The sequence below is a fragment of the Catellatospora sp. NPDC049133 genome (genome assembly GCF_040648455.1).
Classification (GTDB): domain Bacteria; phylum Actinomycetota; class Actinomycetes; order Mycobacteriales; family Micromonosporaceae; genus Catellatospora; species Catellatospora aurea.
This window is the reverse complement of the sequence record NZ_JBEZDT010000008.1, coordinates 69,452-94,207: the sequence shown is the minus strand read 5'-3', so window position 1 is coordinate 94,207 and position 24,756 is coordinate 69,452. Positions and strand designations below refer to the sequence as shown.

The window sequence follows — 24,756 nt, the reverse complement described above, 5'->3', positions numbered from 1 at the left end:
GATCATTTCGTCGGACGGGGGTGCCGAGGGGGAGGTCGGGGGGCGCGGAACCGGTTTCCGCGAAGAGTACTCGGCTGACGGCCCGCCCGGTAGTAGAGCTACTGTTGACCGTCCGTTCCAGCGTCGGAAGGCACCTCCGTGATCAGCGTGTTCGACCTCTTCAAGATCGGGATCGGGCCCTCCAGCTCGCACACGGTCGGGCCGATGCGCGCGGCGAACCGGTTCGCGACCGGCCTGAAGGCGGACGGGCTGCTCAGCGGCGTGGCCATGGTGCGCGCCGAACTCTTCGGCTCGCTGGGCGCGACCGGGCACGGGCACGGCAGCGACAAGGCGGTGCTGCTCGGGCTCGCCGGAGACGACCCGGAGACGGTCGACACCGCCACCGCCGACGCCCGGTTCCGTGAGATCAAGGCCGCGGGCCGGGTCCGGCTGCTCGACATCGAGGACGCGAGTTTCGAGCTGACCCTGCACCGCCGCCGCTCGCTGCCGTACCACCCGAACGGCATGACGTTCGCCGCGTTCGACGCGGCGGGGACGTGCGTGCGCGAGCGCACCTACTACTCGGTCGGCGGCGGCTTCGTGGTCGACGAGAACGCGGCCGGGGCAGACCGGATCAAGGTGGATGACACGCCGGTCCGCTTCCCGTTCCGGACGGGCGTCGAGCTGCTGCAGCTCGCCAAGGACACGGGCCTGCGCATCAGCGACATCGTGCTGGCCAACGAGCTGTCCTGGCGCTCTGAGGCCGACGTGCGGGCGGGGCTGCTGCACATCTGGCAGGTCATGCAGGACTGCGTGGAGACCGGCTGCACCGTCGAGGGCACCCTGCCCGGCGGGCTGAAGGTGCGCCGGCGCGCCGCCGAGCTGCACCGCACCCTGTCGAAGGAGCACTTCACCACCGACCCGCTGCGGGTCATGGACTGGATCACGCTGTTCGCGCTCGCCGTGAACGAGGAGAACGCCGCGGGCGGCCGGGTGGTCACCGCCCCGACCAACGGCGCGGCCGGCATCGTGCCCGCGGTGCTGCACTACTACGCGCGGTTCGTGCCGGGCGCGAACGACGACGGCGTGATCCGGTTCCTGCTGACCGCCGCCGCGATCGGCGTGCTGTTCAAGGAGAACGCGTCCATCTCCGGGGCCGAGGTCGGCTGCCAGGGCGAGGTCGGCTCGGCCTGCTCGATGGCGGCGGCCGGGCTGGCCGAGGTGCTCGGCGGCACGCCGGAGCAGGTGGAGAACGCGGCGGAGATCGCGATGGAGCACAACCTGGGGCTCACCTGCGACCCGGTGGGCGGCCTGGTGCAGATCCCGTGCATCGAGCGCAACGCGGTGGCCAGCGTCAAGGCGATCACCGCGGCCCGGATGGCGATGCGCGGCGACGGCAACCACTTCGTCTCCCTGGACAAGGTGATCAAGACGATGCGGGAGACCGGCGCCGACATGAAGGTCAAGTACAAGGAGACCGCACGCGGCGGCCTCGCCGTCAACGTGATCGAGTGCTGAGGAAGCCGCATTCACCCGTCTGAGCGCGGCCCGCGTTGTTAGCGTTGACGCGATACCGGACGCGGGCCCGCGCCGGCCCTGCCGCACGGGGGGCGATGCCGACGTGACGCTGCTCAGCCTGATCCTGCCCGCCTACAAGGTGCAGGGTTACCTGCGCGAGTGCCTCGATTCGATCCTGGACCAGGGCTTCGGCGACCTGGAGCTGATCGCGGTCGACGACCGGTCGCCCGACCACTGCGGCGAGATCCTCGACGAGTACGCGGCGCGGGACCCCCGGGTGAAGGTGCTGCACCTGGCGCAGAACGTCGGGCTGGGCGAGGCGCGCAACGCCGGGCTGGCGCGGGCGACCGGCGAGTACGTCTGGTTCGTCGACACCGACGACACGCTCACCCCGGGCTCGCTGGAGAAGGTCGCGCGGACGCTGCGCGAGCAGGCTCCGGACGTGCTGATCGTGGACTTCGAGCGCACCTACCCGATCGGCCGGCCGCGCCGCAGCAGGCTGCGCCGAACGCTCGCCGCCGCGGTCGGGCCCAACGGGGCCGATCTGCAGGCCCGCCCGGGGCTGATCAAGAGCATCCACACCGTATGGAACAAGATCGTCCGGCGGGACCTGCTGGCCAAGCTCGACCTGCGGTTCGCCCCCGGCTGGTACGAGGACGTCTCCTGGACGTACCCGCTGCTGGTCGGCGCGGAGCGGATCTACACGCTGGAGGAGGTCTGCTACGCCTACCGCCAGCGCCGCCAAGGCGCGATCACCCGCACCGTGAACCCCCGGCACCTGGAGGTCTTCACCCACTGGGAGCGGGCCTGGGAGCTGATCGACCGGCAGGGCGGCCGGGCCGACCCGGTGCGGCCGGTGCTGTTCGCGCGCATGATCTGGCACCTGATGCAGACCGTCGGCAACGCGGACCGGCTGCCGCCGAATCTGCGCAAGCACTCGTTCCTGCGCACCGCCGACATGTTCGCCCGCTACGTGCCCGCGGGCGGCTTCGCGCCACCGCGCGGCGCGGACGGGCTGCGCTACCGCCTGGTGTCGCGGCGAGCCTGGCGCTCCTACACGGCACTGCAGGCGGTGCGGCGCACTCAGTGCCGGGTGCGGGACGCGCTCACCGGGCGACGCGAGCGCCCAGGGCGCGGCGCCCTGGGCCTGCTCGCCCACGCCTACTACCGGCTGCAGCTGCGGCTGCCGCTCGACCCGAATCTGGCCGGGTACGCGGCGTACTGGTACCGCGAGGTCTCCTGCAACCCGGCAGCGGTCGAGCAGGCGGCCCGCGGCCTTGCCCCGCACATGCGCGGGGTGTGGGTGGTCGGCAGGGACGCGACCGGTGCGGTCCCCGCCGGCGCGGCGCACGTGGTCGAGGGCTCGCGGCCGTACTATCGGCTGCTCGCCCGGGCGAAGTACCTGGTCAACAACGTGAACTTCCCGGACTTCGTCCGCAAGCGGCCGGGCCAGGTGCACTTGCAGACGCACCACGGCACCCCGGTCAAGGCGATGGGCCTGGACGGGCAGCACTATCCGGCGGGCGCGCGGCACAACTTCGCGGCCCTGTTGCGCCGGTGCGACCGCTGGGACTTCAGCGTCAGCGCGAACGCGCACAGCACCGAGGTCTGGGACCGGGCGTATCCGTGCGCCTTCGAGGCGCTGGAGACCGGCTACCCCCGCAACGACCGGCTGGCCCTGGCCGGCGCGGCCGAGTCCGCGGCCGCGCGGGAGGCACTCGGCATCCCGGCCGACGAGACGGTCGTGCTGTACATGCCCACGTCCCGCCCGGAGCCGGGACGGCTGCCGGCGTTCGACGCGCCCGCACTGGCCGCGGCGCTGGGCCCGCACGGGCGGGTCCTGGTCCGCGGTCGGCACGTGGCCGCCGCGTCCGGTTCGAGCGACCAGGTGCAGGACGTGTCCGGACATCCCGCGGTGGAGGACCTCTACCTCGCCGCGGACATCATGGTCACCGACTACTCGTCGGCGATGTTCGACTTCGCGGTGCTGGACCGGCCGATCGTGCTCTATGCGCCCGACTGGGCGCAGTACCGGGCGGCCCGCGGCACCGAACTCGACGTGCTCGCCCACGCCCCGGGGCCGGTCGTCCGCAGCCTGCCGGAACTGCTGTCGCTGCTGCGCGACGGCCGCGCGGGCGAGCAGCGCGAACGCCGCAGGGCGTTCCGCGAGCGCTTCTGCGCCTGGGACGACGGGCACGCCGCCGAGCGGGTGGTGCGCCGGGTCTTCCTCGGCGAGCAGGTCACCCCGCCGCGACTCCCTGACCCCGTGCGGCACGTTCAGTAACTATTCAACTGCTGAAAGCGATTGTGTGGTCGCCTGGTGGCGGATGCGCCGCGCCGGGGATGACACCGGTCTTCCCGGATCTGGCTCGTGATCCGCTCCAGACCTCGCCGAATGCACCATCCGAAAAAGACACGGTGTGTTCGCGGACGATTTCGCAGCGTCGTGAACTGTGCGGTGGGCAAGGTAATACGTCCGTGACCGGCTGAACATGGAACGTTTACCCGATAGGAAGACGGGTTATTTTTCGAGAGTGTGTCCAGATTCGGGGCCGGATCGAGGGCTGTGGGAGGAGACGGTGACAACCGTCGCGCTCAAAGACGTCACCAAGGTTTTTCCAGATGGGACCGTAGCGGTCGACAACGTCAGCCTGGACGTGGCCGACGGGGAGTTCATGGTGCTGCTCGGCCCGTCGGGCTGCGGCAAGTCGACCGTGCTGCGCATGGTCGCCGGGCTTGAGGACCCCAGCAGCGGCGCCATCATGCTCGACGGCCAGCTGGCCAACCAGCTCCCGCCGCGCGACCGGCGCATCGCCATGGTCTTCCAGGACTTCGCGCTGTACCCGCACATGACCGTGGGCGAGAACATCGGCTTCCCGCTGCGGCTGTCCGGCATCGAGCCGGAGCCGCGGGCGGAGCGGGTCGCCGACGTGGCCAGCGCCCTGGGCATCGGGGACGTGCTCGGCCGCAAGCCGAGCCAGCTGTCCGGCGGCCAGCGCCAGCGGGTGGCCATGGGCCGTGCCATCGTGCGCCGCCCCGGCCTCTTCCTCATGGACGAGCCGCTGTCCAACCTCGACAGCGGCCTGCGTGCCGAACTGCGCGCCGAGATCTCCGGCCTGGTCCGCGAGCTGGGCGTGAGCACCGTGTACGTGACGCACGACCAGGCCGAGGCGCTGACCATGGCCGACCGGGTCGCCATCATGCGCAAGGGCGTGCTGCAGGACGTGGGCACCCCGACGCAGGTGTACGGCAAGCCGGCCACCCTCTATGTGGCGGCCTTCCTGGGCAGCCCGCGCATGAACCTGCTGGAGGCGTCGGTCTACGTGCACCTGGACCGCTACGTCCAGCTCAACCTGGGCGAGCAGTCGCTGTACCTGAAGTGGGACGACATCCGCGCCCGCGCCGTGTCGCACTTCCACGGCGAGCGCATCGTCATCGGCGTACGGGCCGAGGCCCTCACGCCGGTCGCCCCGGACACCCCGGGCGACGTGCTGCAGGGCCGCATCCGCTACCTGGAGCACCACGGTCACGAGTCGCTGGCCTTCGTGGACATCGGCGCCACCGCGGTCGTGGTCGACGAGATCGGCCGGTCCGCGGCCGAGGCCGAGGAGCACGGCTCCCGGCTGCGCCGCTTCGGCCACGTCATCAACCGGATGAAGGGCCGCTCCAACGGCGCGGCGACATCGGTGGTCGAGCGGCCGTCCCACCGCGAGCGGGAGAGCGTTCTCTCCGATCCGGGCCGCCACCACCGGCGGGCTGCCGAGCTGGCGGTGCGGCTCGCGCCGTACCCGCAGATCGCCTCGGGCCACCCGTTGTCCATCGCCGTGCGCATGGACGCGCTGCACTTCTTCGACGAGCGCGGTGACCGGATCGACGTCGGCTGGCGCTGACGGGTCACCCCGTTCCCGCCGGGGCGTCGCGGCTTCATGATCGCCGTTTCGAGTCCAAATCTGGGGTCTCACCGCAGATTTCGACCCGAGACGGCGATCTTTCTTTCCGCCTTGCCCGCATAGTTACCGATGGGTAACATGCGGGCATGACGATCGACGCCAACGCCGTCGCCGAGGGCCTGCTGGCCACCGTGCCGTTCGCGCGCACCATCGGCACCCGGTTCACCGAGATCACCGTGGACGCGGACGGCGTCCGCGCCGTCGCCACGCTGCCCGACGACCACGCCACGCACAACCATGTCGGCGGCCCGCACGCCGGCGCGATGTTCACCCTCGCCGAGACGGCCTCCGGTGCGATCGTGCTCGCCGCGTTCGGCGACCAGCTGCACCGGGCCACGCCGCTCGCGGTGCGCGCGGAGATCGCGTACAAGAAACTGGCGATAGGCGAGGTCAGCGCGACCGCCACCCTGTCACGGCCGCCCGCGGACGTGGTGTCCGAACTGGATGCCGGACTGCGGCCCGAGTTCGAGGTGAACATCGTCATCACCGACGCCGCAGGAGTGACCACCGGCGAGATGACCATTATCTGGACCCTGCGCCCGAACCGCTGAATCTCTCGGCTGGGCGCGCATCCCGTTCCCGGCCGAGCCTGGCATCCGGCCGGGTTGGTGTGGTCGCGCAGCGCACCAAGATCGTTCGACTTGCCGGGCAGGTGTGCGAATGGGCGGTCAAGATACGCACAGGTGCCAGGCAAGTCGAACGATCAAAGCGTGGTCGAGGCGGGTCGTGGCGGCGCGCGCCCGGATCACGTGACCGCGGGTACGGCCGGAACGGTGCCCGCCGAGGTGTGGCGGGTGGTGCTGCGCAGACCCCAGCGGATGACGTGTGGTGCGACCAGCCCCGCCGCCGCGAAGATCGCTGCCAGGGCAGTCCAGCCCGGCGCGCCCCAGCCGATGACCAGTGCCGTGATCAGCGGCGGCCCCACCATGTTGCCGATCTGCCGCCCCGTCTGGTGGACGCCCTGATACTGGCCCTGGGCCCAGTCCGGGGCGAGATCGAAGACGACCGCGAAGGTCGCACTCGACAGCCACAGCTCGCCCAGCACGTGCACCACCGACGCCCCCAGCACCAGCACCGTGACCAGCCATGACGGCCGCCCCGCGGACAGGCCGAACAGGACGCACGAGGCGGCCACGACCAGCGCCCCGCGGCGGGCCACGCCGACCGCGTCCGCCGCGGTGTGCGTGCCGCGCGACGCCCACACCTGCAGGGTCACGCAGCCGATCGTGTTGACCAGCAGCGCCGCGGAGACCAGCGCGACGGACGCGCTCGTGTACGCGACCAGCCACAGCGGCAGCGCCAGGCTCAGCACCTCGTTGTAGAGCGCCGCGACCACCCCGTCGAGCAGCGCGAACGTCAGGAACGGGCGATCGCGCAGGGCGACCATGCGCGGGCTGCCCGACGGGGCCGACGCGGGTGCCACGGCCGCGACGCGGGTGACGACGGCCGCAGCGAGCAGGAACGTCACCGCGTTGCCCAGCAGCACGGCCAGGTAGCCGGCGCGCACGTCGAGCAGCAGCGGCAGGCCGCCGGCGAGGGTGCCCAGCGCGATGCCGGCGTTGTTCGTGGATCTGATGAAGGCCCTGGTGCGCACCCGCTCGCCGGGCGGCACCGCGCCCGCGATCATCGCCCCGTTCGCCGCCTTCACCGTCGCGTCGGCGACGGCGATCACGCAGGCGATCAGCACGTACGACCAGAGGTGGTGGACCTGGGTCAGGCCGGTGAAGCAGGCGGCGAGCACGATCAGCGCCGCGATCTGCACCTGCTTCGGGCCTCGGCGGTCGGCGAGGTAGCCCATGGGGGTGGTCAGCACCATGCCGGCCAGGGCGGCGGCGCTCAGGCCGATCGCCACCTCGGCGGGGCTCAGGCCGACCGAGCGGGTGAGGAAGAGCGCGCTGGTGGTGAGGTAAGCGCCGTTGCCGAAGGTGTTCACCAGGGTGGCGAACATGAGGACGCGAGGGGTGCCCGGGGCGGGGAGGAGCTTGCTGATCACGCTCTGGATTCAACAGTACGTACGTACGGTTTGTAAAGCGGGAGGGGCTTGAGCAGGGTGGAGAACACGGCGGAGCGCCCCGACGACCTCGTACCGCGAGATGTCGCGCCAGTCGCTAGACTGTGCACTCGCGCCCTCGTAGCTCAGGGGATAGAGCAACGGTTTCCTAAACCGCAGGTCGCAGGTTCGATTCCTGCCGGGGGCACCTCGATGATCAGGCATTTCCCCTTCCGAACCGGGAAGACTCACGTCGGCCGATCGGCGACATGCGCAGCCGCGGGCCACCTGTGCCGCCGTTGTAGCTTTCGCGACGGATTTACAGATCGCCACCAAACCGTAGTAGCGGCTTAGTAGACGGCGTTGCGCTGCGCGTACGCGTAGACCGATATTGGGCTCGGCAGGTCTATGACAGTCGAAGCCTCCCGGTTGCGGCGCGCACTGCCGAGCCCGAGCGCGACGCGCTTCAGCCGCGGATGCCCGACCAGCGCTCTGAGCGCCGTCACCGGTATGCGTCCTTGGTACAGGCCGAGCTCTTCCAGGCCTTCTGCCCGAGCAAGGCCCGCCAGCGCATCCTCCGTGCGCATGCTGGACAGATTATCGAGATCGATTCGGAACAGGTTTCTTGAGGCTGAGAAGTTCGGCATTCGTTCCACTGCTTTGAGGGTGTCCAGCCAGAGCCATCTGAGTTCTGGCAGCCGCGCGAGCGCATCGAGATCGGCAACTCCGCGGACCCTCCAGAGCATGAGTTGTCTGAGGCCCTGGAATCGGCACACCCAGCTCAGCTCGTTGATCGAACCGAGTCTCAAGTTCAGCTCTTCAAGATTCGGCAGCTCCACGTCTCCCAGTAGTTGATCCACCGGGAGTCCTCGCAGCGACAACGATCGAAGATCCGGATTGCCGTTGACCAGCTCGGCGAGTCCTCTTCGATGCCCCGCCACTCCCAGTCTGCGCAGCCCACGCAGCCGGAGTGGGCGCAGATCGACCATCCCGTGCGTCTCGCCGAGGACGAGTGATTGGAGATCCGGCAGCAGTTCGCTCAGTGCTGAAACGTCGGTGAGACAGTGCTGGTCCAAGCTCAGGCGACGCAGATGGGGGAGGTGGCGGAGGAAATCGAGGCTCACCGGCCCGTAGACGCCGTAGGCCCGCAGTTCGACGTCGGGAAAGCTTCGCGTCAGCTCTCCCAGCGCCCCGAAGTCGTCATCTGTCAGGGGATCGTTGAACTGGATCAAGTGGGCGGCTGGAAGATCTTGTTTGAGGGCGGCGACATCGAGTGGCGAGCTGACCTCCACAACGCCGGATGCCTTCAGCAGGCCACCCACAGTCACATCAGCCGTGTCGCGTTCCACAGCGACAACCTAACGCGGCTGGCCGCGATACAGCAGCGGAGTACAGCAACGCAGCCAACCACCGTTGCCCTTCATCGCGCCGCGTCACGCGCCCGGGTTCGTAACCGCCCTTCCTCGACCGTACTGCCATTAGTCCGTAGGTTCAGAGCCAGGGCACTTCTCAGATCAATCTGCTGACGGCCCGCGACGCCAGCCTGATCATGCATCCGAAAGCAGCCGAACTGCCTAGTCGATGTCCGGGGTCGGCCAGTCTTCGCCGAGCGTCACGGTCAGGCGGCCGTTCTGAACGGTCACTCTGTTGTCTGGGTCGCTCGCCACAGCTTCAGCGAAGGCGTCGGGCTGGGTCTCGCCTAGGAGAAAGACGAAGTGCAGGGTGAACGGCGACCACCACTCGTTGGGGATTCCGTCGGAGTCGAGCTGATAGTTCGCCCTCCACGCCGCGTCGCAGAGCACGGCGACGAAGATGCCCAGGAAACTGACTCCGTGCAGATCGTCGGCGTTGTCGATGAGCACGGCGATGTCCCTCGTATCGCTGCCGTGGCCGTGCCAGTCGTGCAGACAGTCCACCAGCGCATGCCAGTTGTGGCCGAAGTATCCAGGAAAGGACAGCTCGCGAGCGAAGGCGGCGAAGAGCGAGGCCGGTTCTCGCAACTCGTGGCCGTCCAGCCGGAACACACGCCCGCCCTGCGCCTGAAGCTTGGCCGTTTCGACACCTACCCAGGGGTCGGCTTCGAGAGTGAAGACGACCCACGGCGGTCGGCGCTCGGTGAGCGTGAAGGCGTTCATACCCGGATCCTCACATGAGGCGTACTGGCCGTAGCCGGACCGCAGGTCGCGGGTTCGATTCCCGCCGGGGACACCGGGTCAGACCACTGATCAACGATCGCCACCTCTCGTCCCTTAATTCGCGTGCGGGTCGCCGGACCCGGCGGGCATCCTGTGCGGATGGCCGCCTTCGACCATGAGCGGGACAGGCACCGTCTCGACTACCGCCTGCTGACGCAGTCCCCCATCGCCCGGGTCGGTACCGCCGATGTGCTGGCGGACGTGATGGGCTGGCTGCGTGGCGAGGGATACCACCTCATCGAGATCGAGGCCTCTTGGCTGATCTCCGCACACATGTTCCGCGACCTGACCGCGATGTCATGGAACGACTGCCCGTCCGACAGCTGCTGGCAGTGCCTCGGCGGATCGGTGGGCGGGATCCTCGCAGACGCTCCTGTTGAGGCCACCGGGGTCGTCCTTGTGCTCAAGGCATTCGGCGTCTACGCCGCGCGCCGATACAGCGATGCCATGACCCTGCTCGACACAGTGGCGGACTGCGCCTGGCGCGCGATGACACACGGCCGCCGTGCGCTCTGCCTGGCCCACATCGAGGCGGCAGACATCCCGCTGCGGCGGTCAGGCTGGTTCATGGAGGGCAACGCCGAGTGGGCCTGGGGGGACCACCTCGCCAGGCTGAAGCAGCAGAACTGAACTGCTCGTGCCGTACTGGCCGAAAGGCATCGGCACGAGGTCGCGGAGGTAGGCGAGCGCCGGAATCCGCCCAGGAGCACCGCCGAGCACGTCCAGCAGCAGTTCGAGCATCCCGCCGTCGTAGCGCTCCACCGAGCGCATCGGGATGTCGGCCACGACGCAGGTCCAGGTGTCCGGGTCGGCGGCGGTGATCTCCCAGCACAGCTCGTACGCGCCGTTGACCGTGCCCCACGCGAACAGCTCGCCGGGCTGGTTGCCGAACCGGGGGAGATCCGGTTCGTCGTTCGCCGCATCGTTGCGGGCCATCAGTTGTTCGACGTAGGCGCGAGTGTCACAGAGGAGGAAGAACTCGGGGTCGAACGGGTGGAACACTTGCACCATGCCGAACGCGCCGGGCGGGAACAGCTCGGCGTAACTCTTGAAATCAGCTGGTAAGGCATGGCTGAAAGCGATCTCCAGCGCCCGCCAGTTCGGCAGGTGTGGCCAGTGACCTGTCCAGCCGGTCAACCCGGCCAGCTGAGCGGCGCGCGTGCGGTGGACGGTCACGTACGGCATCCGGGTTCAGGGCGTGGGCTGCGGTAGGGCCGCCCGTCGGGTCAACTCCGCGAGCAAGACGGTCATCTCGGCGTCGGTCAGCGCGATCATGCCCGTCCGGACGCCGGTGCCGACGAAGGCCGGAGTGGGATAGCGCCGTCCGTCTCGCAGGTCCACCCACAGCACCCGGGACTTCTCCCGGTGCGCCCGGATGGTGAATGCCTCCACGCGGTCGTACGGAATCTTCAGGGGCTGATTTCCCACGTGCAGATGGAGCGCCCTCTCGCCGGCGAAGACGCCCACGGACAACGCCTGCTGGGCGACCACCGCCATGACCACGAACGGGGTCATCATCCACGCCTCGGCGAGTTCCACCCCCGGATCGACCACCACGTTGATCCCCATCGCGACCGACAGCACGACACCGATCCAGTACGCCATCAACGTAAACAGCCGCTGCGGTGCGTCAGGTGTCAGGCGCTCGCTGCCTGCGGGAGTGAAAAGTGAGAACGCCACGGCCGAATTCTGGGCGACGAGGACACCAGGTGCCACAGCGATTGAGCCGTTGAGGCGGATTCGAGACCCGCTGTCGTCACCGGGTAATGCCCCTACAGCTCGTCCTTGATGGATTCGACAATCGTGTAGGTGGACTGTCCGCGGATCTTTCCGTCAGGTGTCACCTGCGTCGAGCTGCCGCGCCGTGGGCCGGCGGAAGACGCCGGCATCCGTTTCCCCGTCGCTCTGAGGTCCTGTGGGCGGACGGCGAAGCCCGCACCCAGGGCCTCGATCCAGACGCCGATGGCCGCCGACGGCGGGTCGCCGATCTCGCAGTGGCTGCCGTCGACCACGCCGATTCGGCCGGAGATCTCCGGATCGCCGCAGCCGGAAAGAACGGTCACTTCATCGCGGACCCGAAACGGCCCTGGGAGCGCGAAGTCCGCGAGCGCTGCCCGATCCCCCGTCGCCACGAGGAGCTCCTCGTCGTAGAGGCACGCGACCTCGTCGCCCGCGCTCCACACCGTGCATCGATAGCGCCCGTCCGGGTACTGGCGGACCTCCGTGACCGTCCCGCGCTGAGGTGCCTCCGGGAGGTCGTCCGCCGGGCGCGACGCCGGGATGCGAACCTCGACCACGTCAAGCACGCGAAGGCGTTGTTGTGGCACCGGATCTCCTGTCGTTCGTCATGGCACCAGCCATTGCAGCGGCAAAATACCGCAACACCGGAACATCAGAGCGGGGATTTCGGCTGTCGCTGGCACCCCCCCCGCAGCCGGATGGAAGGCGCTAGTGTCCCGCACGTGATCACCGTGGCCGAATGCATCAGCCGGAGTTGCACGACCGGATGGCTCGACAGGGTTCACGGCGAGCTGTGGTTGACGCCGGCAGGACTGGTGCGACGGCGTCTCAGCAAGGCGGCGTCGAGGGCGAACGGATTGGGGCCGACGGTCGCCGTGCCCCTGCCCCGCGCCGAGTTTCCCGAGGCCGCCCTCACCCGCGTCCTGGCCGAGCATGCGACGAACAAGGTCGTCACCTTCGAGTCCGTGGCCGGCGCACGCCTGGTCAGCGGGGTTACCGCAGACGGCCTGCGGCTGGTGCTGCGCGACGGGTCGCGCCACAAGCTGCTCTGGCTGACCCGGGACCCGGCGTACGGAATCCTCGCCGACGTTCTGCCGTCCGTACTCGGTGATCGCTTCGCCGGAACGCCGACCAATTGAGCCGGGGGAACACCTCCGGTGTTCCCCCGGCCGGGCGCGTACGTGTGGTCAGCGCTTGCAGGTGCCGGGTGGCAGGGTCGGCTGTCCCAGCTGCGCGATCTTTTGGCGCATCTCGGTCGGGGTCCCGAACTGCTTGAACTGCCCGCCCACCACGAGATCGACGTCGGCGGTCGCGCGCTGGGGGTCGAATTCGAGCTTGACGGGCTCCACGACCAGGTAAGCCCTCAGCAGCTGGGCCTCGCCGACGCTCTCCGGTCCGTACCGGAGGACGGCGACCAGGTCGCGGTACTCGGTCTCGTCGCCGACGGTGCCGACGGTGATCTTCCGGTTGCGGAGGTCGGCGGCGACGTTCTCGGCCAGGTCGGGCGTCTTGGTGCCGTTGAAGACGTTGACCAGCACCTGCGATTCCGAGACGGGAAGGGTGAGGTCGACCGGGATCTGACCGGGCAGGCAGCCGGGCGGCAGGGCCGCCGACGGGCTGGTCCCCAAGGCCGGCACGACCGGCGTGGCGGTGGGAGCGGTCACGGTGAGGACGGCCAGGACGAACGCCACCACGACGGCGGCGCCGGCGGTGACGGCGGCCAGCTGTACGCGGCGTCGGGCCTGCCCGCGGTCCCGGATCTCCTGCGCCGGCGGCGCGGTGACCTCGGGCGTCTCCAGCATGAGGGTGCCGGCCAGGGCGCTGCGGCCCCGGTGCAGCCACGATTTCACCGTGCCGACCGGGGCGTCGAGGTGCTGGGCGACGTCCTCGACCGACAGGTCCGCGAGGTAGTGCAGCACCAGCGCGGAACGCTGGTTCTTCGGCAGCCGCCGCAGGGCCGCCACGACCGCCACGTGGTCCGGGCTGACCTCTGCCGTGTGCTCCTCGCGCTGCCGTTCCAGGTAGGAGCGGGCGGTGCGCAGCCTGCGCCAGCGGGAGTTGGTCAGGTTGATGGAGACGCGGCGGATCCAGGCGAGCGGGTCGTGGTAGCCCGACACCTGGTGCCAGCGCTGCCAGGCCCGCGCGAACGCCTCCTGGGCGACGTCCTGGGCGGCCGGCATGTCCGCCGTGAAGGAGTAGACGAGCAGCACCGTGCCGGTGAAGTGGGCGTGGTAGAAGCCCTCGAACTCGGCTGCGGGGGTCGACGCCGTGGTGGTCATGTCCTGTACTCACTCCTCGGGGCGGCGGGAGGTTGCGCCGGTCGCCGACTTCCGTCAGTGGCACGCGGTTCTCGGGTACGTTCGCAGGGCTGACCGTAGGGGAGGTACGCCATGACCGCGCCGCAGTCGGCGCTGTACCTGGTGCACGGCGTCGATCGCGGGGAGGCCATGGCGAACTGGAGCCCCGATGAGGCGCTGCCCGCGATCGCGGGTGCGGGGCGTACCCCGCTGCTCCTCACCGAGGGCATCCTGTGGCTGCTGCAGCAGCCGGAGGCGCTGGAGCGCAACCGGTGCTTCTTGACATCTCCCCCAGCTGAAGCAGGGGGATTCGGCCCTCGCGGGTCGAACTTTCTGCTTCACAGCCCGTTGCCGACCTGGGTTACCAGCAAAGGGACGGTGTGCCGCCCATCGGTCTTACACAAGCTCCACAGACCTGACTTCCCGCCAGCCCGGCGGTAGGCCCGACCGGCTTGGTCTTCGCCAGCCAGGCCACAACAAATTAGCACACCTGTTCGCTGGGCGCGCGGACCCCGGCCCTGTGGATCAGCAACGGCACGGGCCGGGACGGCAGCGCTCGGCGGCACGCGCCGAAGGTCGGCTGGTGCTGGGCGGGCAACCGGCACACCTGGCTCGGCTTTGCCTCGGCGGCCGCGCGTACGCCACCGCCGGCCTGAGCCGTCAGACGGCCGCTTCGAGTTCGCGGTACTCGTTGTCGGTCAGGGTGATCTCGGCGGCCGCGATGTTCTCCTCCACGTGCGCCACGCTGGACGTGCCCGGGATCGGCAGCATCACCGGCGAGCGCCGCAGCAGCCAGGCCAGCGCGAGCTGGGCGGGGCTCGCCCCGTGCGCCTCGGCGGCCCGGTCGAGCGGGCCGCCGGGTTTGGCCAGCTCGCCGGTCGCCATCGGGAACCACGGGATGAAGGCGAGGTTCTGCTCCTCGCAGTGCCGCAGCACGTCCTCGGCGCTGCGGTTGGCGAGGTTGTACAGGTTCTGCACGGACACGATCGGCGCGAGTTCGCGGGACTGCACGATCTGCGGCACCGTCACCTCGGACAGCCCGATGTGCCGGATCAGGCCCTCCTGCTGCAGCAGCACCAGCTCACCGAGCTGGTCCTCCAGCGGCACCTTCGGGTCGATGCGGTGCAGCTGGTAGAGGTCGATGCGGTCCAGGCCCAGGTGACGCAGGCTCAGCATGCACTGCTGGCGCAGGTACTCGGGCCGCCCGACCGCTCGCCAGTCGCCGGGGCCCGCCCGGGTGAAGCCGCCCTTGGTCGCGATGACCAGGCCTTCCGGGTACGGGTGCAGCGCCTTCTTGATCAGCATCTCGCTGACGAAGGGGCCGTACGAGTCGGCGGTGTCGATGAAGTCGACGCCGAGCTCGACCGCGCGGCGCAGCACGCGGACGGCCTCGTCCGGGTCGGCCGGGTCGCCCCAGACGCCGGGGCCGGTGAGCTGCATCGCACCGTAACCGAGGCGGTTGACGGGCAGGTCGCCGCCGACGGAGAAGCGGCCCGAGGCCGCGGCGGGAAGGGTGCTCTGCGCCGCCATGAGTGCTCCTCGCCTGGTGATCGCGGGATGTCACGCCTTGACGATCAGCCTAGCCCGATCTGTTCCGGCAGGCCTGGCGAAGCGGGGAGCCCGGTCAGCCGCGGTCGGCCGGTGCGTCGAGCCGCTCGGCGCGGACGGCGGCCCATTCCAGGGCGTGCCGCACGCCGTCCTCGACGGTGTACTCGCAGCTGAAGTCGAGCAGCTTGCGGGCCCGGTCGACCCGGGTGTGCGCGCCGACGACGTCACCGGCGCGGCGGGGCGCGGCGACCGTCGGCAGGGGCACGCCGCGGACCGCGTCGAGCGCGTCGACCAGTTCGCGGACCGTGGTCCCTCGGCCGGTGCCGATGTTGACGGCCAGGTGCGACTCCGGCTCGCCGGCCAGCACCTCGTCGAACTGGACCAGCGCGGCGACGTGGGCGCGGGCCAGGTCCCACACGTGGATGTAGTCGCGGATGCCGGTGCCGTCGTGGCTCTCGAAGTCGGTGCCGGTGATCCGGAACGGTTCGCCGGTCTCCACGGCCTCGATCATCTTGCCGAGCGCGTGGGTGGGCCGCGGCAACTGCAGCCCGGTGCGCATCAGCGGGTCCGCGCCGATGGGGTTGAAGTAGCGCAGGGAGATCACGGCGAAGTCCTCGGCCGCGCACACGTCGGCCAGCACCGACTCGACCATGGCCTTGGTCCGGCCGTACGGGCTGACCGGGCCGATGGGCGAGTCCTCGTCGACGGTGAACTCGGGGCCGGGCTGGTAGATCGCCGCCGTGGAGCTGAAGATCAGGCGGCGGCAGCCGTTGCGCAGCAGGTGGTCGACGAAATCGACCGTCTTGGCGAGGTTCTCGCGGTAGTAGCGCAGCGGCTGGGCGACCGAGTCGGGCACGACGGTCAGGGCGGCGCAGTGCACCACGGCGAAGATGTCGGGGTGCTCGGCGAAGACACGGTCGACCAGGGTGCCGTCGGCGACGTCGCCTTCGAAGAACGCGCGGCCGGTGGTGAACTCACGCCGGCCGGTCGACAGGTTGTCCAGGATCACCGGGGTGATGCCGGAGTCGAGGCAGGCGGTGGCGATCGTGCTGCCGATGTAGCCGGCTCCACCGGTGATCAGCACCTTCAGGCCCCCGTGTGTGGGGGCACCCGGCACGCTGTCCGTCATCGTCTGTCCTGGCCCGTCGTCTCCCGCGGTCCGGCATGCCGGTGGCCGGCACCCGTGAACGCCGAAGTTAGCAGGCCCGTCACCGGCCAGGCAAACAGCTCGTGGAGCCATATCAGCGCCGGTCGATAGGGCTCGTCGGCGGGGATCTTGTGGCCATTTGGGGCTGGCGGCCGGTAGTGCGCGTCTGGCACCCTTTGCTGACGTGAGACATGAATCCCCCTCGCCCTCCCCTCGCATCTCGTTCGTCGTACCGGTGTACGGGGTGGAGAAGTTCCTGGGGGAATGCCTCGAATCGCTGCTCGCCCACCCCGGTGACGAGATCGAGGTCGTCGCCGTGAACGACGCCTCGCCGGACGGCTGCGGGGCGATCCTGGACGCGTTCGCGGCCCGCGACGCCCGGGTGCGGCCGGTGCACCTGACGGCCAACGTGGGCCTCGGGGGCGCGCGCAACGCGGGTCTGGCGCAGGCCAAGGGCGATTACGTCTGGTACATCGACTCCGACGACTGGGTGCCGGACGGGGCGGTCCGCGCGGTGCTCGACCGGCTCGCGCTGCACAACCCTGACGTGCTGATCGTCGACCACGCCGAGGTGTTCGGCGACGGGACCGTGGTGCCCCGGGTCTCGGCCGGCCTGCTGGGCGACGCCCCGACGCCGCTGCACCTGTCGCGGCGGCCGGAACTGCTGCGGCTGGCCCAGTCGGCCTGCACCAAGATCGCGCGGCGGAGCTTTCTGGAGGAGAACGGCCTGCGCTTCCACGCGGGCTGGTACGAGGACGCGGCGTACAGCCACCCGCTGCTGATGGCGGCGGGCACCATCGACGTGCTGGACGTGGTCTGCTACCTGTACCGCCAGCAGACGCCCGGGGCGATCACCGCCTCGGTGTCCGACCGCCATTTCGAGGTCTTCGGCCAGTACCAGCGGGTCTTCGACGTCATGGAGAAGTCCGGCGGCGCGCTGGAGCAGTTCCGCCCCGCGCTGTTCCGGATCATGCTCGACCACTACCTGGTGATCATCGGGCATGACCGGCGGCTCGGGCAGTCCATGCGCAAGGCCTTCTTCCGCCGCATCGTCGAGGACTACCGCCGCCGGCTGCCCGACGGCGGTTACCTGCCCCCGGGCGGCCTCGGCGGGCTGAAGCACCGGCTGGTCCGCTACGACGCCTACGGGGCGTACACCCTGCTGCGGCTGGCGCACCGGCTGACCTCGCAGCGGATCGCGGCGTTGCGCGGCTCGCGCACGGCTGCCCCGGCGCTGCGCCTGCCCGTGCCGACGGCAGGTGTCGTCAGCGTCCCGCGCCAGCGCGCCGAGACCGACGCCGCGGTGCTCGACTCGACCCGCTGACCCGAGCGCTTCCACGAAGGCCGCCGCACCCCGACGGGGGCGGCGGCCTCGTCGTGTCGGCCACGCGAAAACGGCCACCGGACCCGGAACGCGAACCGGCCGCCACACCCCCGGAGGGCGTGGCGGCCGGTTTCGTCGGACTGGCGGGTCAGCCGCCGATGACGACGCGGTCGGTGCCGGCCCAGCGGGCCGGGTCGGTGACGCGGCGGCCGTCGACCAGCACCCGGACACCCGGCAGCTCGGCGGGGCCGAGGTTGCGGTACTCGGCGTGGTCGGCCTGGATGATCGCGGCGGTGACGGCCTCGCCCTGGTGCGGCGGCAGGCCGTGCGCGGCCAGCTCCTCGGTGGTGTACATCGGGTCGCTGACGAGCGGGTTCGCACCCCGGGCGCGCAGCGCCTCGACGGTCGGGAAGACGCCGGAGAAGGCGGTCTCCTTCACGCCGCCGCGGTACGCCGCACCCAGCACGAGCACGTTCGCGCCGGTCAGGTCGCCGTACGCGTCGGCGAGCAGGTTGACGGCGTACTCCGGCATGGCGGCGTTGGCCTCGCGGGCGGCGCGTACGACGGTGGCGGCCGGGTCGTTCCACAGGTACATCCGCGGGTAGATCGGGATGCAGTGGCCGCCGACGGCGATGCCGGGCGAGTGGATGTGGCTGTACGGCTGGGTGTTGCAGGCCTCGATGACCTTGGTGACGTCGACGCCCACGGTGTCGGCGAAGCGGGCGAACTGGTTCGCCAGGCCGATGTTGACGTCGCGGTACGTGGTCTCGGCGAGCTTGGCCAGCTCGGACGCCTCGGCGGAGCCCAGGTCCCAGACGCCGTTGGGCTTGTCGAGGTCGGGCCGGTTGTCGAAGTCGAGCACGGCCTCGTAGAAGCGCACGCCGTGGGCGGCCGACGCCTCGTCGACGCCGCCGACGAGCTTCGGGTAGCGGCGCAGGTCGGCGAAGACGCGGCCGGTGAGCACCCGCTCGGGGCTGAACACCAGGGAGAAGTCGCGGCCGGCGGTCAGGCCGGAGCCCTCCTCCAGCATCGGGGCCCAGCGGTTGCGGGTGGTGCCGACGGGCAGCGTGGTCTCGTAGCTGACCAGGGTGCCCGGGCGCAGCCCGGCGGCGATGGCGCGGGTGGCGCTGTCCATCCAGCCGAAGTCCGGCACACCGTCGGCGTCGACGAACAGCGGCACGACCACGACGACGGCGTCGGACTCGGCCACCGCGGCGGTCGTGTCGGTGGTCGCGGACAGCAGCCCGGCCGCCACGGCCTCCTTCAGCTTGACGTCGAGATCGGTCTCGCCGGGGAAAGGCACCGCACCGTCGTTGACCAGGCTCACGACCCGCTCGGAGACGTCGGCGCCGATGACCTCATGGCCCTTGGCGGCGAACTGCACCGCGAGCGGAAGGCCGATCTTTCCCAGGGCTACCACACAGATCTTCATGCTGTCTTTCTTCCTCAAGGTCAACACGGCCGCAAACGGCGGATGAGCTGGTCCATCCTGACAGGGGCCGGGCTCGGCGGCAAACGGCCGGTGGCTGCTGCCGACCCGCGCACCAGCAACGTCCTTGGATTCCGCTGGAGTCTACGGTATGGCCCCGGAGCGGGTCCGACGTCCGCGGGCAGGCAGCGCAACGGGTGGTTCAGTTCCCGGCGGCCGGACGTCCCGGCACCAGCCTGGTGTAGATGCCGTCCAGGACCTGGGCCTGTGCCTCCCAGGTCCAGTTCTCCAGCAGGCTGGGCTTGTCGTAGGCGGCCCGGTAGCGCTGCGGATCCGCCAGCACCTCGCGGACCGCCCGGACGTAGTCGGCGAGATCCTCGGCGCGGAAGACCTCACCCTGACCCGTCGCGCGGGTGGTTTCGGCCATCATGCGCACATCGCTGACCACCAGCGGCAGCCGGGCGTGCGAGTACTCGAAGAACTTCGTGATCAGCGCGATCTCGTGGTTGGGGTAGTGCAGGATCGGGATCACGCCGACGTCGGCTCCCGCGAGGAACCGCACGACATGCTGGTGGTGCACGTACGGCAGGGCGTGCACCCGGTCGGCGACGCCGAGTTCCCGGGCGCGGGCCTTGAGCTGCTGCAGGTACGGCGCGTTGGGCCTGGGCACGACGAAGACCGCGTGAACTCCGGGCAGTTGCGGCAGCGCCTCCACCATGATGCCCAGGCCGCGCTGCGGAGCGGCGGCGCCGCTGTAGACGGCGACGGGGGCGGCCGGGTCGATGCCGCACGACTCGCGCAGCCCGGTCGGCACCTCCTCGGTGGATCCAGGCTCGTCGCCGCCCGGCGCGTTGAGCACCACCTCGGGCAGACGCGGCAGCTTGTGCTCCCGCTGCAGCAGCTCGGCGAGGCCCTCCGACACCGTCACCACGGCGTCGGCGTACGGGGCGTACGTGCGCTCGTGCGCGAGTTGTGCCGGATGCCAGCGCGGATTGTTCATCCAGGGGTTGATGCCGGGCAGGAACTCGTGCGCGTCCCAGACGAGCTTCACCGGGTGGCCCGAGGCGCGCAGCCGCCGGGCCGCCCGCGCGCCGACGCCCAGCATCCGGAAGTCGTTGGCGTGGATCAGATCGGGCCGCAGGGAGTCGATGACGTGGCCGAAGGCGACCTCGAACGCCCAGAGCTGCGGGTCGAGCCGGCGCCAGGCGCTGTCGCCGAGCACGTTCTTGTACACGACCAGGGCCGTGTTGTCCCAGCCGCGCCGCATCCCGCGACCGACCTTCTCACCGGCCGTGCGGATGCCGTCCAGCCGCCGCTTCTTCGGCGGGGCGGCGGGAGCGGCGGCGACGGGCGCCGTGGCGGGAGCGGCGGCCGGCACGGCGGCGGGCGGCGTCGCGCCGCGCAGGCGGCGCTTCGCGCCGGAGGCCTTGCGGCGCACCCAGCCGTTGGCCCGCTGGCTGAACTTGCGCGGCATCGGCACCAGGCGTACGTCGGCCTCGCCGAGCTTCCAGGTCACCGTCTTCAGGCCGGGCGCCACACCCAGGAGCACGACCTCCCAGCCTGCGTCGGCGGCGGAGCGGGCCTGCTTCTGCACCCGCGAGTCGCCCTTGACGCCGTTGTCGACCAGCATCACCACCCGGCCCCGGAAGGCTCCGTTTCGCGCCACGCCCTGCTCCATGATCGCCCTCGCCACCGCATCGCCTACAGGCCGCTGACGAGTGTAGGTTAACCGCCCTGTCGGCCAGCACGGGTGCGAGTGGATCAGGGCGGTCCGGGTCGGGCGGAATGCCGGTACAGTCCGGTTTTTCGTGATCGACATCTCTGGTCGCCCGGCCGGCCGGCCCATAGGATGCACCGGTGCAAACTCCCCTCGTCGATGCCTCGCCGGTCACCACCCCCGCGCCGGTGGCGCGCGTGGCCACTCGGAACCACGGTCTCGACGCCCTGCGCGTCGCCGCCATCCTCGGCGTCGTGGCGATCCACGTCTTCGGTCTGATCGTGGGCAACGACGATCTGCGCGGCACCCTGCCGTGGTGGATCGCGACCGCCATCGACATGGGGGCCGTCTGGTGTGTGCCGGTCTTCATCATGATCAGCGGGGCGCTCGTCCTCGCCCCGCGGGCGCACGCCGACGGACCGGCCCACTTCTACCGCAAGCGGTTCGCCCGGATCCTGCCCGCGCTGGTGTTCTGGCACCTGGTCTATCTGGTGCTGGTGCGCATGATGATCCAGGGCGAGCGCCCCGGCCTGGGCCGGCTGGCCATCAACGTCATCGACGGCAAGGTCTACACCGCGCTCTACTTCCTCTGGCTGATCGCCGGGCTGTACGTGATCGCGCCGGTGCTGGCCGCGTTCCTCAAGGACGGCGGCGACCGCCGGGCGCGGATCACCGCGGGCGTGGCCGTGTTCTGGACCGTGGTGGCGTACATGATCCCCGGGGTGACCCAGCTGCTCAACCAGAGCCGGGGCATCTCGCTGGGCGCCTGGAACCGCTGGTTCCCCTACGTCGGCTTCTTCCTGGCCGGCTGGGCGCTGCGCAACGTGCTGCTGAGCCGGCGCGGCATCGCGCTGGCCGCGGTGGTGGCCCTGGTGCTGCAGGCCGAGGTCGTCTGGCAGTACGGCATCCGCCCCGAGTACCCGTGGCTGCAGGCCCTGCTGCCGGTCAACGCCAGCGGCCTGGTCACCACGATCGTCTCCGGCCTGTTGTTCGTCATCGCCGTGAGCCTGGGCGCGCGCTGGACGCTGTCCGAACGCGCGGGCGACCGGCTCCGCAAGCTCTCCGACGCGACGTTCGGCGTCTTCCTGGTGCACCTGCTCGTGCTCAGGGTCCTGCAACTGCTGGTGCCGGAGATCGGGCAGGGCACGTCGCTGGCGTTGACGGCCGGGGCGTACGCGGTGGTGGTGGCGGTCTCGTTCGTGCTGTCGCACCTGGCCGGGAAGGTGCCCTACCTGCGCACGGTGGTGTGAGCGCGGTTCGGGGCCGGGGCAGCTGCCGCCCGGCCAACGCTCGGAATGTTGGCTCGCAGATGCGGCGCGGCCCGGGGCAGAAGTGCCACCGGGCCGCGCCGTTCCTATCGGAGAGCTAGCGCAGGAAGGTCGCCAGCGCGGCGGCGGTGCGCCGCCCGTCGTGGACCTCGCGCGCGAACCGGGCCGAGGCCGCACCGATCCGGGCCGTGCCGGCCCGGTCGTCCAGCATCGACTCCAGCACGCTGATCAGGTTGTTCGGGTTGGCCGAGACGATCGGCAGGTCGGGGCCCACCGCCTGGGACACCCGCTCGCTGATGTAGGCGACCACCGGCTTGCCGGCGGCCATCGCCTCGCAGCCGAGCGTGCCGTAGGCGCCCGTGGTGAACTGGTCGAGCACGATGTCGGACTCCTTGACCAGGTCCTTCATCTGCTCCCAGGGGATGCCCTCGGCGAGCCGCAGGTCGATGACGCCTCGTTTGTGCATCCGGGTGAGGCTGGGCAGGATCCGGTCCGTGCCCTTGGTCCAGCGCTTGGAAGGTGCGTGCATCACGATCGGCCGCTTGCGCTCCATCACCGGTCGGTCGCAGGCCCACAGGTCGATGTTGATGACCAGCGGTGCCCAGGTCGCCGTCGGGAGATCTTCGACCAGGTCGGGAGTGGTGACGAACAGCGGCAGCCCGCACGACTCGGCGATCTTCCGGTTGCGCTCGGCACGCTTGGCGAGCTGGGCGGCGATGCCGGCCGGCGCGTCGCGGAACAGCGAGAACTCGTGGTTCTTCAGGTGCCGGCGCGGGTCGCGGATCTCGCTGCCGTGGGCGAGGACGGCCACCTGCACCCCGGCGCGGCCGAGCATGGCGAGGTCGCCCTCGATCGTGGTGCCGTTGAGGTGCCCGAAGACCGGCATGAACGCGTCGACCAGCACGTGCGTGTAGCGGCCCAGCACCCGGTGGATCTGCTGCGACTGCACGTTGAAGTCGGCCAGGCGATTCGCGTCGATGTAGACGTTGGCCGGGAAGCCGAACGACTCCGGCTGGCGGATCATCACGACCTCGGCCGATACGTCGGTCATCTCCCGGCAGATCGCCTTGGCGAAGGCCGCGCCCTGCCCGGCGTAGTTGGCCGGGCCGAGACCCAGCCGGACCCTGGTGTCCCCGATCTCCCGCCAGTCGCCGACCAGCAGCGGATCCACCGGCGGCGGATCCTCCTGCACGTCCCACGGGATGTCGGCGGGCACGGTGGGCACCCGCGCCGACAGACTGCGGTACAGGCCCAGCAGCGCCTTGCTCTGGTGCTCCCAGGACAGATCGTCGAGGATCTCCTCGGTGATCCGCGCGGAGAGCACGGCACGCTGCTGGTACGCCTTCTCGGCGGCCACCGCGAAGGCATCGACGTCCTCGGACGGGAACACCTCGCCGATGCCGTGCTCCTCGACGAACGCGCGGACCACCTTGACGTCGCTGGTCACCAGAGGCAGCCGGGCGTGCAGGTATTCCGAGATCTTCGTGGGCAGCGAGATCTCGGTGTTGGGCACCCGCCGGAACGGGATCACACCGAGGTCGGCCGAGTGCAGGTAGGCGGCCACCTCGTGCTGCGGCACGTAGGGCAGCAGGTGGATGCGGTCCCGCACGCCCAGCGTCTCGGCCTGCTGGAGCAGCTGCTTGAGCAGCGGGTTGGTCCGGCCCACCACCAGCGCGAGGTGGTAGTCGGGCAGCTTCGGCATCGCGGCGACGACGGTGTCCAGGCCGCGCTCCTTGCCCAGCCATCCGGCGTACACCATGAGCGGCACGTCGTCGGCGAGGTTGCACAGCGCGCGGACCGACAGGCTCTTCGCGCTGGTCGGGGCGATGATCTCGCGTACCGGCGAGTTGCCCACCACCACGGGGCTGGTCGGGAGCTGGTAGTCGTCGCGCAGCATCTGCGCCAGCTGCGTCGAGACCGTCACCACGGCGTCGGCCGCGGAGATGAACTCGCGCTCGGCGCTGGTGTACGCGCTGGCCTGCTGCCGGGTCGGCCACTGCACGCCGCGGATGTACTCGTGGGCGTCGTAGATCCACGAGCAGGCCAGCCCGCGGGCCCTGAGCCGCTCGGCGCAGTGCGCGGCGATGACGATGGTCGCGATGTCGTTCGCGTGGATCAGGTCCGGCTCGAGCTCGTCGATCACCGGGCCGAACGTCTTGTCGAGCGATGCCAGCTGGGGCCAATCGCGGCGCCAGTCGCCGGACGGCGCGACCCGGGAGGTGCGGCGCGCGCGTAGCTCGCGGACCTCGTGGCGCACCTTGCCCACCACACGGCGGGCGAAGCGCATGCTCAGGTCGCCGACGAGGCCGATCCCGCGCGCGCGGGACCGGTTGTCGGCGTCCTTGCCGGTCTGGGCGAGCCGGTCCGCGGTGCGGCCCAGGCGGCTCTGCGACTTCGGCTTGGCCGCCGGCACTCGGATCACCTTCAGCCGGCCCATGGTCGTCTTCTCGAGGACGTGGGCATCGGTGCTACCCACCACCGTGACGTCCCAGCCGTCCCGTGCCGCGGCGATTGCCGTCTTCTGGACCCGCGAATCTCCTCTGATGTCGTTGGCGACGACCACGACCAGCCGCGGCTGCCTGACCTGGGATGTCATTCGGTCCTCCGTGAGCAGGAAATCATCAAGCCGATGGCCCGCCAACGCAGCCCTGACG

General features: G+C 70.3%; 20 protein-coding genes, 1 tRNA gene and 2 pseudogenes. 11 read left to right on the top strand and 12 right to left on the bottom strand.

Features of this window, described 5'->3' with window-relative positions; translation table 11 throughout:
* Positions 1 to 138 precede the first annotated feature (138 nt).
* The 4 genes from AB0B35_RS11200 (at position 139) to AB0B35_RS11185 (ending at position 5,998) form a co-directional block, all read left to right on the top strand.
* A complete protein-coding gene (locus AB0B35_RS11200; RefSeq protein ID WP_361043567.1) occupies positions 139 to 1,497 on the top strand; it encodes an L-serine ammonia-lyase in 1,359 nt (452 codons plus the stop codon).
* A gap of 103 nt (positions 1,498 to 1,600) precedes the next feature.
* Entirely contained in the window at positions 1,601 to 3,781 is a 2,181-nt protein-coding gene (locus tag AB0B35_RS11195; protein ID WP_361043565.1) for a bifunctional glycosyltransferase family 2 protein/CDP-glycerol:glycerophosphate glycerophosphotransferase, read from the top strand.
* Between the two features lie 295 nt (positions 3,782 to 4,076).
* Positions 4,077 to 5,387, top strand: coding sequence for an ABC transporter ATP-binding protein (locus AB0B35_RS11190; protein ID WP_203695653.1), 1,311 nt, complete (start codon positions 4,077 to 4,079; stop codon positions 5,385 to 5,387).
* A gap of 146 nt (positions 5,388 to 5,533) precedes the next feature.
* Positions 5,534 to 5,998, top strand: a complete 465-nt coding sequence (locus AB0B35_RS11185; protein ID WP_361043562.1) for a DUF4442 domain-containing protein — start codon at positions 5,534 to 5,536, stop codon at positions 5,996 to 5,998.
* A 194-nt stretch (positions 5,999 to 6,192) separates the two neighbouring features.
* On the opposite strand, the gene AB0B35_RS11180 is transcribed toward AB0B35_RS11185, so the two are convergent.
* Positions 6,193 to 7,440: an MFS transporter gene (locus AB0B35_RS11180; protein ID WP_361043561.1), complete on the bottom strand. Its 1,248-nt coding sequence runs from the start codon at positions 7,438 to 7,440 to the stop codon at positions 6,193 to 6,195.
* Between the two features lie 132 nt (positions 7,441 to 7,572).
* Between AB0B35_RS11180 and AB0B35_RS11175 the strand changes: the two genes are divergently transcribed.
* A tRNA-Arg gene (locus AB0B35_RS11175) sits at positions 7,573 to 7,645 on the top strand.
* A gap of 142 nt (positions 7,646 to 7,787) precedes the next feature.
* On the opposite strand, the gene AB0B35_RS11170 is transcribed toward AB0B35_RS11175, so the two are convergent.
* Together AB0B35_RS11170 and AB0B35_RS11165 are read right to left on the bottom strand one after the other, a co-directional pair.
* Positions 7,788 to 8,786, bottom strand: coding sequence for a hypothetical protein (locus tag AB0B35_RS11170; RefSeq protein ID WP_361043558.1), 999 nt, complete (start codon positions 8,784 to 8,786; stop codon positions 7,788 to 7,790).
* Positions 8,787 to 9,011: 225 nt separating this feature from the next.
* On the bottom strand, positions 9,012 to 9,572 hold the full coding sequence (locus AB0B35_RS11165) for a barstar family protein (RefSeq protein ID WP_361043555.1): 561 nt from the start codon (positions 9,570 to 9,572) through the stop codon (positions 9,012 to 9,014).
* A gap of 159 nt (positions 9,573 to 9,731) precedes the next feature.
* On the opposite strand from AB0B35_RS11165, the gene AB0B35_RS11160 reads away from it, so the two are divergent.
* Positions 9,732 to 10,262, top strand: coding sequence for a hypothetical protein (locus AB0B35_RS11160; RefSeq protein WP_361043552.1), 531 nt, complete (start codon positions 9,732 to 9,734; stop codon positions 10,260 to 10,262).
* Here the strand turns inward: AB0B35_RS11160 and AB0B35_RS11155 are convergent.
* The 3 genes from AB0B35_RS11155 to AB0B35_RS11145 all read right to left on the bottom strand — a co-directional run bounded on the left by AB0B35_RS11155 (position 10,188) and on the right by AB0B35_RS11145 (position 11,959).
* On the bottom strand, positions 10,188 to 10,808 hold the full coding sequence (locus AB0B35_RS11155; RefSeq protein ID WP_361043550.1) for a hypothetical protein: 621 nt from the start codon (positions 10,806 to 10,808) through the stop codon (positions 10,188 to 10,190). The genes AB0B35_RS11160 and AB0B35_RS11155 overlap by 75 nt on opposite strands.
* Positions 10,809 to 10,823: 15 nt before the next feature.
* Positions 10,824 to 11,312, bottom strand: coding sequence for a hypothetical protein (locus AB0B35_RS11150; RefSeq protein WP_361043547.1), 489 nt, complete (start codon positions 11,310 to 11,312; stop codon positions 10,824 to 10,826).
* Positions 11,313 to 11,404: 92 nt separating this feature from the next.
* Positions 11,405 to 11,959, bottom strand: coding sequence for a hypothetical protein (locus AB0B35_RS11145; protein ID WP_361043544.1), 555 nt, complete (start codon positions 11,957 to 11,959; stop codon positions 11,405 to 11,407).
* A gap of 135 nt (positions 11,960 to 12,094) precedes the next feature.
* Between AB0B35_RS11145 and AB0B35_RS11140 the strand changes: the two genes are divergently transcribed.
* Positions 12,095 to 12,511 carry a hypothetical protein gene (locus tag AB0B35_RS11140; protein WP_361043542.1) on the top strand — a complete coding sequence of 139 codons (417 nt, stop codon included), beginning with the start codon at positions 12,095 to 12,097 and terminating at the stop codon, positions 12,509 to 12,511.
* A 48-nt stretch (positions 12,512 to 12,559) separates the two neighbouring features.
* On the opposite strand, the gene AB0B35_RS11135 is transcribed toward AB0B35_RS11140, so the two are convergent.
* A complete protein-coding gene (locus AB0B35_RS11135; RefSeq protein ID WP_361043539.1) occupies positions 12,560 to 13,651 on the bottom strand; it encodes a sigma-70 family RNA polymerase sigma factor in 1,092 nt (363 codons plus the stop codon).
* A gap of 108 nt (positions 13,652 to 13,759) precedes the next feature.
* On the opposite strand from AB0B35_RS11135, the pseudogene AB0B35_RS11130 reads away from it, so the two are divergent.
* Positions 13,760 to 13,954 (top strand): annotated as a pseudogene (locus tag AB0B35_RS11130) (DUF5701 family protein); the annotation flags it as partial.
* Positions 13,955 to 14,163: 209 nt separating this feature from the next.
* Positions 14,164 to 14,325: pseudogene (locus AB0B35_RS11125) on the top strand (DUF5701 family protein); the annotation flags it as partial.
* Between the two features lie 4 nt (positions 14,326 to 14,329).
* On the opposite strand, the gene AB0B35_RS11120 reads toward AB0B35_RS11125, so the two are convergent.
* Positions 14,330 to 15,199, bottom strand: coding sequence for an aldo/keto reductase (locus tag AB0B35_RS11120; RefSeq protein ID WP_361043537.1), 870 nt, complete (start codon positions 15,197 to 15,199; stop codon positions 14,330 to 14,332).
* Between the two features lie 94 nt (positions 15,200 to 15,293).
* Positions 15,294 to 16,346, bottom strand: coding sequence for a UDP-glucose 4-epimerase GalE (gene galE, locus AB0B35_RS11115; RefSeq protein WP_361043535.1), 1,053 nt, complete (start codon positions 16,344 to 16,346; stop codon positions 15,294 to 15,296).
* A gap of 202 nt (positions 16,347 to 16,548) precedes the next feature.
* Here galE and AB0B35_RS11110 point away from each other — a divergent pair, with 202 nt between their 5' ends.
* Complete coding sequence (locus tag AB0B35_RS11110) at positions 16,549 to 17,688, top strand: glycosyltransferase family 2 protein (RefSeq protein ID WP_361043532.1); 1,140 nt, start codon at positions 16,549 to 16,551, stop codon at positions 17,686 to 17,688.
* 148 nt (positions 17,689 to 17,836) lie between these two features.
* On the opposite strand, the gene AB0B35_RS11105 is transcribed toward AB0B35_RS11110, so the two are convergent.
* Both AB0B35_RS11105 and AB0B35_RS11100 read right to left on the bottom strand, forming a co-directional pair.
* Positions 17,837 to 19,120 carry a nucleotide sugar dehydrogenase gene (locus AB0B35_RS11105; RefSeq protein ID WP_361043529.1) on the bottom strand — a complete coding sequence of 428 codons (1,284 nt, stop codon included), beginning with the start codon at positions 19,118 to 19,120 and terminating at the stop codon, positions 17,837 to 17,839.
* A 199-nt stretch (positions 19,121 to 19,319) separates the two neighbouring features.
* Positions 19,320 to 20,783, bottom strand: coding sequence for a glycosyltransferase family 4 protein (locus tag AB0B35_RS11100; protein ID WP_361043527.1), 1,464 nt, complete (start codon positions 20,781 to 20,783; stop codon positions 19,320 to 19,322).
* Between the two features lie 191 nt (positions 20,784 to 20,974).
* On the opposite strand from AB0B35_RS11100, the gene AB0B35_RS11095 reads away from it, so the two are divergent.
* Positions 20,975 to 22,084, top strand: coding sequence for an acyltransferase family protein (locus tag AB0B35_RS11095; RefSeq protein WP_361043525.1), 1,110 nt, complete (start codon positions 20,975 to 20,977; stop codon positions 22,082 to 22,084).
* Positions 22,085 to 22,199: 115 nt separating this feature from the next.
* Here the strand turns inward: AB0B35_RS11095 and AB0B35_RS11090 are convergent, their stop codons facing one another.
* A complete protein-coding gene (locus tag AB0B35_RS11090) occupies positions 22,200 to 24,698 on the bottom strand; it encodes a glycosyltransferase (protein ID WP_361043522.1) in 2,499 nt (832 codons plus the stop codon).
* Positions 24,699 to 24,756: the final 58 nt, after the last annotated feature.

Excerpts from the sequence above, each read along its gene's own strand:
- AB0B35_RS11185 (WP_361043562.1), top strand. The coding sequence starts at position 5,534 with ATGACGATCGACGCCAACGCCGTCGCCGAGGGCCTGCTGGCCACCGTG.
- AB0B35_RS11135 (WP_361043539.1), bottom strand. The coding sequence starts at position 13,651 with ATGACCACCACGGCGTCGACCCCCGCAGCCGAGTTCGAGGGCTTCTAC.
- AB0B35_RS11120 (WP_361043537.1), bottom strand. The coding sequence starts at position 15,199 with ATGGCGGCGCAGAGCACCCTTCCCGCCGCGGCCTCGGGCCGCTTCTCC.
- AB0B35_RS11165 (WP_361043555.1), bottom strand. The coding sequence starts at position 9,572 with ATGAACGCCTTCACGCTCACCGAGCGCCGACCGCCGTGGGTCGTCTTC.
- AB0B35_RS11090 (WP_361043522.1), bottom strand. The coding sequence starts at position 24,698 with ATGACATCCCAGGTCAGGCAGCCGCGGCTGGTCGTGGTCGTCGCCAAC.
- AB0B35_RS11105 (WP_361043529.1), bottom strand. The coding sequence starts at position 19,120 with ATGAAGATCTGTGTGGTAGCCCTGGGAAAGATCGGCCTTCCGCTCGCG.
- galE (WP_361043535.1), bottom strand. The coding sequence starts at position 16,346 with ATGACGGACAGCGTGCCGGGTGCCCCCACACACGGGGGCCTGAAGGTG.
- AB0B35_RS11160 (WP_361043552.1), top strand. The coding sequence starts at position 9,732 with ATGGCCGCCTTCGACCATGAGCGGGACAGGCACCGTCTCGACTACCGC.